Source organism: Microbacterium gubbeenense DSM 15944 (genome assembly GCF_000422745.1).
GTDB lineage: Bacteria > Actinomycetota > Actinomycetes > Actinomycetales > Microbacteriaceae > Microbacterium > Microbacterium gubbeenense.
The window spans coordinates 25126-33474 of record NZ_AUGQ01000021.1 but is presented as its reverse complement, the minus strand read 5'-3'; the positions used below and the strand labels follow the sequence as shown (position 1 = coordinate 33474).

The 8349-nt window shown below is 65.7% G+C and carries 5 protein-coding genes and 1 pseudogene; 2 read left to right on the top strand and 4 right to left on the bottom strand.

Translation table 11 applies throughout. From position 1 onward, the window contains the following. Positions 1-231: pseudogene (locus G510_RS18700) on the bottom strand (IS1380 family transposase); the annotation flags it as partial. 202 nt (positions 232-433) lie between these two features. Here G510_RS18700 and trxB point away from each other — a divergent pair. Continuing rightward, entirely contained in the window at positions 434-1384 is a 951-nt protein-coding gene (trxB, locus tag G510_RS0111105) for a thioredoxin-disulfide reductase (RefSeq protein WP_029153688.1), read from the top strand. Between the two features lie 14 nt (positions 1385-1398). Continuing rightward, complete coding sequence (gene trxA / locus G510_RS0111100; protein WP_029153687.1) at positions 1399-1722, top strand: thioredoxin; 324 nt, start codon at positions 1399-1401, stop codon at positions 1720-1722. Positions 1723-1770: 48 nt separating this feature from the next. Here trxA and G510_RS0111095 read toward each other — a convergent pair whose 3' ends face one another. The 3 genes from G510_RS0111095 to G510_RS0111080 all read right to left on the bottom strand — a co-directional run bounded on the left by G510_RS0111095 (position 1771) and on the right by G510_RS0111080 (position 4383). Next, on the bottom strand, positions 1771-2115 hold the full coding sequence (locus G510_RS0111095; RefSeq protein ID WP_051216694.1) for a hypothetical protein: 345 nt from the start codon (positions 2113-2115) through the stop codon (positions 1771-1773). A 31-nt stretch (positions 2116-2146) separates the two neighbouring features. Beyond that, a complete protein-coding gene (locus G510_RS17980; protein ID WP_342664732.1) occupies positions 2147-3214 on the bottom strand; it encodes a ParB/RepB/Spo0J family partition protein in 1068 nt (355 codons plus the stop codon). A gap of 299 nt (positions 3215-3513) precedes the next feature. Next, positions 3514-4383, bottom strand: coding sequence for a ParA family protein (locus G510_RS0111080; RefSeq protein WP_051216695.1), 870 nt, complete (start codon positions 4381-4383; stop codon positions 3514-3516). Positions 4384-8349: the final 3966 nt, after the last annotated feature.

Here is an 8349-nt window from a genome sequence, read left to right as displayed (position 1 = left end):
CGCCATGTCATCGATCGAATCCGCGCCCGCGACCATCCCGGCCACCAGCGAAGCGACCTTCGACCCGGCGTTCGCGCCCTTGTCAGTCGGAACACTCAACCACCGATCGGCAAGGCGCCGAAGACCCGCCTTCTCCGCGAGACGGGCGATCGGGACCAGGCCCGCAGCCGACACGATATTCGGATCATCGAACGATGCGACAGCAGACCGTGCGGCGTGAGAAACTTGCATCTGCGAGATGCCTCTCTTTTCAGGTTCAATTGCCTCTGTGGTAAGAACAATTATCCCTGATCAGACAGGCATTCTCCGTTTAACGCGCCGACCCCAACTCACCCTCAATCGGTGGATCCAGGCTAAGAGACGAGCCGGGGGAATACGCGCGCCGTACCATAGGTTGTAGCAGTCAGACATACGCCTAGGGAGGCACCTCACCGTGCGAGACGTCATCATCATCGGATCCGGCCCCGCAGCCTGGACGGCCGCGATCTACACTGCGCGCGCCGACCTGAAGCCGGTCGTCGTGGCGAGCCAGGTCGAGGTCGGCGGCGAGCTGATGAACACGACCGAGGTCGAGAACTACCCGGGCTTCCCGGAGGCCGTGATGGGCCCCGACCTCATGACCAAGATGCAGCAGCAGGCCGAGCGGTTCGAGACCGAGGTCGTATACGACGACGCGGCCGAGCTCGACCTCGCGGGCCCGATCAAGAAGGTGACCCTCGGATCCGGCGACGTGCTCGAGGCGCGCAGCGTCATCTTCGCGACGGGATCCGCGTATCGCAAGCTGAACCTCCCGCGCGAGGACGAGCTGTCCGGCCACGGCATCTCGTGGTGCGCGACGTGCGATGGGTTCTTCTTCCGCGACAAGACGATCGCGGTCGTCGGCGGCGGCGACTCGGCGATGGAGGAGGCCACCTTCCTTACGAAGTTCGCCTCGAAGGTGTACATCGTCCACCGCCGCGACGAGTTCCGCGCGTCGAAGATCATGCAGCAGCGCGCGTTCGACAACGAGAAGATCGAGGTCATCTGGAACAGCGAGATCGCTGAGATCCAGGGCGCGAGCGGGCTCACGGGCGTCGTGCTGAACGACACTGTCACGGGCGAGAAGCGCGAGCTGGCGCTCGATGGCCTGTTCGTCGCGATCGGAAACGACCCGCGCACCCACCTCGTGCACGACAAGCTCGAGCTGACCTCCGAGGGCACGATCGCGGTCGAGGGCCGCTCGTCGCGCACCTCGGTTCCCGGTGTCTTCGCCGCGGGCGACGTCATCGACCCCACGTACCGTCAGGCCGTCACGGCTGCCGCGAGCGGCACCGTTGCGGCGCTCGACGCCGAACATTACATCGCGGCCCTCGGCGACGTCGAGCCGGCCCTCGCAGCAGTCTGAACAAGGAGAACACTATGACCGCTCAGGCAACCACCTCAGCCACGTTCGAGCAGGATGTCCTGAAGGCTGACGGCCCCGTGCTCGTCGACTTCTGGGCCGAGTGGTGCGGCCCGTGCCGCATGGTCTCGCCCGTGCTCGACGAGATCCAGTCGGAGAACGCCGACAAGATCACGATCGTCAAGCTCAACGTCGACGAGAACCCTGACCTTGCGATGAAGTACCAGATCACTTCGATCCCGGCGATGAAGGTCTTCAAGGGCGGCGAGGTCGCGACGACCATCATCGGCGCCAAACCGAAGCAGGCCCTCGAGCAGGACCTCGCCGAGTTCCTCAAGTAAGAAGCTTTCAAGAAGCCCGTCCGGATCTCCGGGCGGGCTTCTTCGCGCTCAGAGCTCGCGGACGACCGAATCCCAGCGTCGGTGGGTGTTCTCGGAGGAGAGCATCTTCTGCACCGCGGGGGCGAGATCCGGGTATTGACCCGCGATGATGCGCAGCAGCCGCTGATTACGGGCGTGCGTGGGCCGCAGGCCGCCATCCGCCTCGATGTGTTCAGCGCGCAGCGTGAAGACGACGAGCTCGTCGACGGTCGGCAGGTCTTCCATGAAGTCCCACGGATCCTCGCCGGCCCGCAGCCGCTCGAGCTTCAGGCTCGACAGCTCGTCTTCGGCCTCGGCGCGGAGCACCTCGACGCTCGCGCGTCGGGGCAGCAGCGGATCAGCGGAAGAAGTCACCCCTCCAGGCTACTTCCCGCCGGTTGGGCGACTACTGCTCGTAGCCGGTCTCGCCGAGCTCGCCGAGGATGCGGTTGAGGTCCTGGATCGTCGCGAAGCTGATCTTGAGCGCGCCGCGGCGGGCCGTGAGATCGATCTTGACCTTCGTGTTGAGCCGGTCGCCGAGCTTTTCCGAGACCTCGTCGAGGTACGCCCGGCGAGCACCCTGCTTGGGCTTCGGTGCGGGAGTGGTCTTCTCGCCGGCCTCGAGCACGCGCTTCGCGGCGGCCTCGGCAGCGCGAACCGAGAGCTCCTCATCGACGATCTTGTCGGCGAGCCTCTGCATCGCCGCTACGTCGCCGTCCAGAGCGAGAACGGCGCGCGCGTGGCCCGCGGTGAGCACCCCGGCCGCAACGCGCTGCTGAACGGCCTCAGGCAGCCGCAGGAGACGGATCGTGTTGGAGATCTGCGGGCGGGAGCGGCCGATGCGGTCGGCGAGCTGATCCTGCGTGATGCCGAAATCGTTGATCAGCTGCTGGTAGGCCGACGCCTCTTCGAGGGCGTTCAGCTCGGCGCGATGGATGTTCTCCAGCAGCGCATCGCGGAGCAGGTTCTCGTCCGCAGTCTCGCGGATGATCGCCGGGATCTCTTCGAGGCCAGCCTCACGCGAGGCGCGGGTGCGGCGCTCACCCATGATGAGCTCGTACGTGCCATCCTTCTTGTCGCGCACGACGACGGGCTGCAGCACGCCGAACTCGCGAACCGAGTGCACCAGTTCGGCGAGGTCGTCCGAGTCGAAGAGGGTGCGCGGCTGGCGCGGGTTCGGCACGATCTTGTGCGGATCGATGTGCACGAGACGGATCCCGGGAACCTCCGCGAGCTGCGGCTCGGGAGCCGACTCGACCGCATCCGCGGTTGTCGACGGCGTTTCGGGGACCGACGGTGCTTCGACGCTCGATGCCGGACGGGCGTCGGGCCTCGGGACGGACTTGCGCGCCGGCGACTTGCGCGCCGGGGTCTTGTTCGCGGCGGGCGTCGCGGCTGCCGTTGTCGCCGGGGCTTCGTCGGCGGTGGTCTGGGTGGGCGCAGTCTTGGTGGCCGTGGCCTTCGTGGTCGCCAGCTTCGCAGTTGCCGACTTCGTGGTCGCGGCCTTTTTCGCTGCGGTCGCTACGGTGGCCTTCGGCGCGCTCTTCGTCGGCGCCTTCGTGGCTGAGCTCTTCGCGGGTGCCTTCGTTGCAGTCTTCGCTGCCGTCTTCTTGGCGGCGGGCTTGGGCTGCGCCTCCTCCGTCTTCACCGGAGACGTGGGCTCGGGAAGGCCCGCACCCACGAAGAACACATCACTCGGGCGACCCTTCGATTCGGATCCCGTCGGAATGAGTGCCCCGATGCCCCGGCCGAGGCCCGTGCGCTTGGTCGCCATTACTTTCGCCCTTTCCTGCGCGGAGCCCCGCGCTTCACGATCTCCACAGCGGCCTCCTTGTACGCGATCGCTCCCGCTGAGGATCCATCGTACGATATAACGGTCTGTCCGAAGCTCGGAGCCTCGGACACGCGCACCGAGCGCGGAATCATCGTCTGCAGCACCTCATCCGGGAAGTGCTGGCGCACCTCGTCGGCCACCTGCTGCGAGAGCCGCGTGCGGCCATCGAACATCGTCAGCAGAATCGTGGAGACCCGAAGACGCGTGTTGAGGTGCTTCTGGATCATCTTCACGTTGCCCAGCAGCTGACTGAGGCCTTCGAGGGCGTAATATTCTGCTTGGATCGGCAGGAACACCTCGTCAGACGCGCTGAAGGCGTTGATCGTCAGCAGGCCGAGTGACGGGGGGCAGTCGATGAAGACGAAGTCCATGGGCTGCTCGAGACCGTCGAGGTACTCGCGCAGCGCGGTGTCGAGGCGCTTCTCGCGGGCGACCTGCGAGACGAGCTCGATCTCCGCGCCCGCGAGGTGGATCGTGCTCGGCACGCAGAACAGGTTGTCGCTCTCGGGGCTCTGCTGCACGGCGTCGGCGATCGAGACGTCGTTGATGAGCACGTCGTAGATGCTGGTCGTGTCGGCGCTGTGCGGGATGCCGAGCGCCGTCGACGCGTTGCCCTGGGGGTCGAGGTCGATGACCAGAACGCGCCCGCCGAGCGCGGCGATGGCGGCGGCGGTGTTAACGGTGGTGGTCGTCTTTCCGACGCCACCCTTCTGGTTCGACACCGTCAGCACTCGGGTCTGACCGGTGAACTCGATCTCGACGTCCTCGAGTCGCCTGCGGCGACCGCCCAGATCGTGCAGCTGACGCATGATCGGGCTGTCATCGAAGGCAGCAGCGATATCGCTGGGGTGATGGCTCACGCGCGTCCTTTCGGTCCCGGGCTCGACCTTTCTAGCCTACTGGTTCATCTCGAGAACGCGCACCGTGTTCCACGTGAAACATCGGTCGTGTTGCGGGACTTTCGGGGCCGCGCCGCTCACCTCTCCCCACCCCTTTAACCTAGGGCGCTCCTCGAGAAGACCTGCCCTCCAACGCCCACGAGACGACTCATTCAGATACGCGCTCCAATCGGCCTGCCGGCAGCAATCAGCACGCGTCGACAATCATCACGAACGCCGACCCGCGTAGGCCTCACGCGGGGTTTCACGTGAAACATCTCCCATCACGTCTTCAGATCCCCAAGTTCCCCTTACCCGCGCGGCTACGCGCACTTAACACCGAACAATCAAGCCGAATGCACACCATCGCCGTAATCAGGGCAATGAATAGCTCCACGCAGGCGCACTGCAGCGAGCATCGATCAATGCAATCGGTGGCGCGAAACACCGCACCGACTCTCACCGATTTCCGCCCCGCCACACAACGCCACTCACCCGCGAGCGTTTCACGTGAAACACGAGAGCGCACCGGCCTCCACCAACGCCACTGACTACTGGGGCTTTGGAACAGCGGTAGCGCGCAATCTTCCCGATCAGATGCGCGATCGAGACGCAGGCCAACTCGGCATGTGTCACTCCGACCACGCGTCACCGAGAGGATGTTTCACGTGAAACACTCCCCAACCGTTGTCGCGAACGCGACGTACGAAGCCACCGCCCACGCGCCCGTCCAACGCGCGAGACGACGATCAGGCGGCTACCGGTTGCCCTCACGGCGGGCTCCGCTTCGAGAGCACGAAGCAACACGACGTGACTCACTCAGCCCATCTCCGGAATGCACATCACTAAGGGGTCTGTGCCAGCGCACCGCATTCAGCTCGCATCAACGAATAACGAGCGCCAGACAGATCACCAGGCACGAGTCCATATCCACCTACGTGCCGCGGAAATCCCGGGCACAGCCAGCCGTGCCCCGCGTCAGATCACAGGACCGCGTTGCGCATGGCTCCCAAACGCGCTCGGAGAGCCACGGGCGGGCCGACCCACGAATGACGCACGACGAACCGCCGTGGCACAGTGGCGCCGTGCGGCACGCACACATTCCAGACTGACTTCGAGCCGGCTGAAGCGCGTCTACGCGGGCGCACTCCGATGACGTTCGTGAGCCTCTCCAGCTGTAACACATGGCAGGCGTCGGACGGCCAGGTATCAGGCACCAGGCACCAGGCAGGCCGTTCACGCCGAGGCATCGCCACATTCCTGCATGCGTAACTCGACAGGTGCGCCGCTCGCTGCGTGTGTGTTTCACGTGAAACGAGCTACCCATGATTCCCGGAACGACCCCCTTGCCAACGGCTACGAGCTGCGCCTAGTTGGCGCGATCTCTCCTCCGGAACAACCCGCGTACCTACACGCTCATCCGTTTGGAGCCCGCCTCACGCGCGACTCAGTGCCCGTGACGCGCGCAGACAGAGCACGAGTCGCGGCGCACTCCCCCGTGCGATGTTTCACGTGAAACGCTCTCCCTACCTGAATCGCCAGGCCCGCGCGCGGGCGCACTCACCATCGGCGGGCTGTCCCACCTCGACCCCGATTGCCTGGCAAGCGCGTCTACGCGGCATGCACACGCGCGTTTCACGTGAAACACACTGCGAGCAGACGCCTTGATAGCACCCTTACGACTGCCATGACCTATCCGCACGCCCACCACCCACGCGCAAATCGACTACACCCGTACGGCCTATACAGTCCACGCTTCACGACTCCGCTCGGCGCAACACAAAGCGGCCGCACCCGTGTCGACGTGTGCTCGACTAAGGACTACGCCGTCCTATGCCTAGCACACGCTCGTCACCAGCGTCATCGCGGCGGACATACGCGCTGCCCTTCCCCACGTTGTTTCACGTGAAACATCGACCGTGTGTGCGTTGCGAATCGATTTCGGTGCGCCAGCTCCCTCATTCACACCGGCAGCCACAGCGACACGTTCTTGCCGTTAACAGTGCTCTTGTGCCTCCGCGAACACCCTTCCCGACCGCAGCAGACCGAGCCCTTCGTACCGAGGTCGCGTCAGGCCACACGGGGCGGGCTGGCTGACGCCACCCGGGCGACTGCTGCGCACACGCAGTGTGCCACGCTCGCGCGTGTTTCACGTGAAACATCGGCGTGGGTTATGGCCTATCGGACAGTCGAAACACCTACGTCGAAGCACACGAACACGGGCCTTACCACGCGCCGACGCGTCCCGTGACGGCCTGACTGCGCGATTGCTCACTTCTTCGGTTGTCCCCGACCGACCGAGGCCCACCACCCTATGCGGCGCAAACAGTCGGCCAGCAATGGCAAAAACAGCGAGCGGGCTCCGCCTGGTTGCCCGGAACAAGCATCGCAGACGGGCCCTGGCCGACAAGCGCGTCTCGGCGTGGACGAAGCGCCGCCAGTTGCAGCCCGGTAAGGCTCTGGCACTGAGGAGAACAATGCCAAGACGCCGACGCAGCACAGGGCTCCGCCGTCGCACTCGCCTACCGGTTCGCAGAGCACATTCATCGAGCAAGTGACGCAGACGAGGCTAGCCAATCTACATCCGGCCATCACGATGCTTCACGTGAAACACCTCGGCCTGCGGTGCCGATTGTCGCGTGGTGCATCAGGCACGGGGCCGTGCAGTCCACGCAGCCACGCGCCGACGCGTCGCCGCTGGCACGTCCGGGCACCCAGCTCGGGTCTACCGGCGAACACGCAGTCGTGTGGGACTCCCACGCCGGGGGAGCGGGACGCGCCCACCCCGTATGTACCGCGGAGCAACGAGCGCCCATCCGTCCTAGATGTTTCACGTGAAACACCCTCGGTCTCTACAGCGACGACCTGCCGCCGCGGACCGACGGACCCCCGAGCGCATACCTGCCGCGCGATGCCGCTCGACCGGGCACGTGTCCGCCAGGCCACGCATCCGTCGACCTCCCGCGCGCCACCTACAGCCGTCGCGGCCGGGCTCCACTGCCGCACATCAGCCTTCGACGCAGTTGAGGGCGTCGGCTGACAATTGCCGAAGACGTTTCACGTGAAACGTCCCATGTCGGCGGTGCCACGCGCCAGACCCGGGCCACAAAGGCTCCGCACACGCACGCGGCGTCACGCACGGCAGCGAGCCGGAATCCTCAGCGCCGCGTGCGAGTGACAGCACACGCGGCACTCACCCGGGGTCCTCCAACGGCGACAACGGGCGGCCAGGCAGCGTTCAGGATGCGACGAAGCCGACCGTCTGCGTTCCTCTTCACATTCTCCACGTAGAACACGGTGCCGCGAGTACTGTCGATAGGGTGGTCGATCTCGGCGACCGTGCCGCGGTCAGCACACCACTCGAGGATCCGCGCTCCGACCACAGACCGCGCGCGACGTCTGAGGGACGGGCGCCCAACCACGAGAGGCGATAGCGGCCCACAATGTCGGGGGGAGGCGTGACATCGCACGGCGGACCGCACCATTCCAACGCCTATGTCTGTCACGAGACCGGATACCTACGGTCCCGACAATGTTCCACGTGAAATGTGACCGCCCCGAATCCACGGAGCCAGCGTCCCGAACACGACCGAATCGCTGGCAGGGGCTCGCACCAGTAGCCCGCGAGTCGGCCTACAGAACGGGTCGGCCCACGCGCGGTGCGGCCTCACCGATGCGGCGCTGCTCACTGCAGCTCGAGGCACCGAGACGATAACGAACGGGACCTGCCGCATTCAGCCTCGATCACCGCCGGCCTCACACCCACCACCGGCACACCGCAGCTCAATCCGCAGCTCGTGTCCCCGGTCGAGGTGATCGGCTGGGTTGCGGTCTGACGCATCGCCCACAGCCCCGCGCCGCCGTCACCGCCCACACGGTCCACCCAGCGCGGCCCGC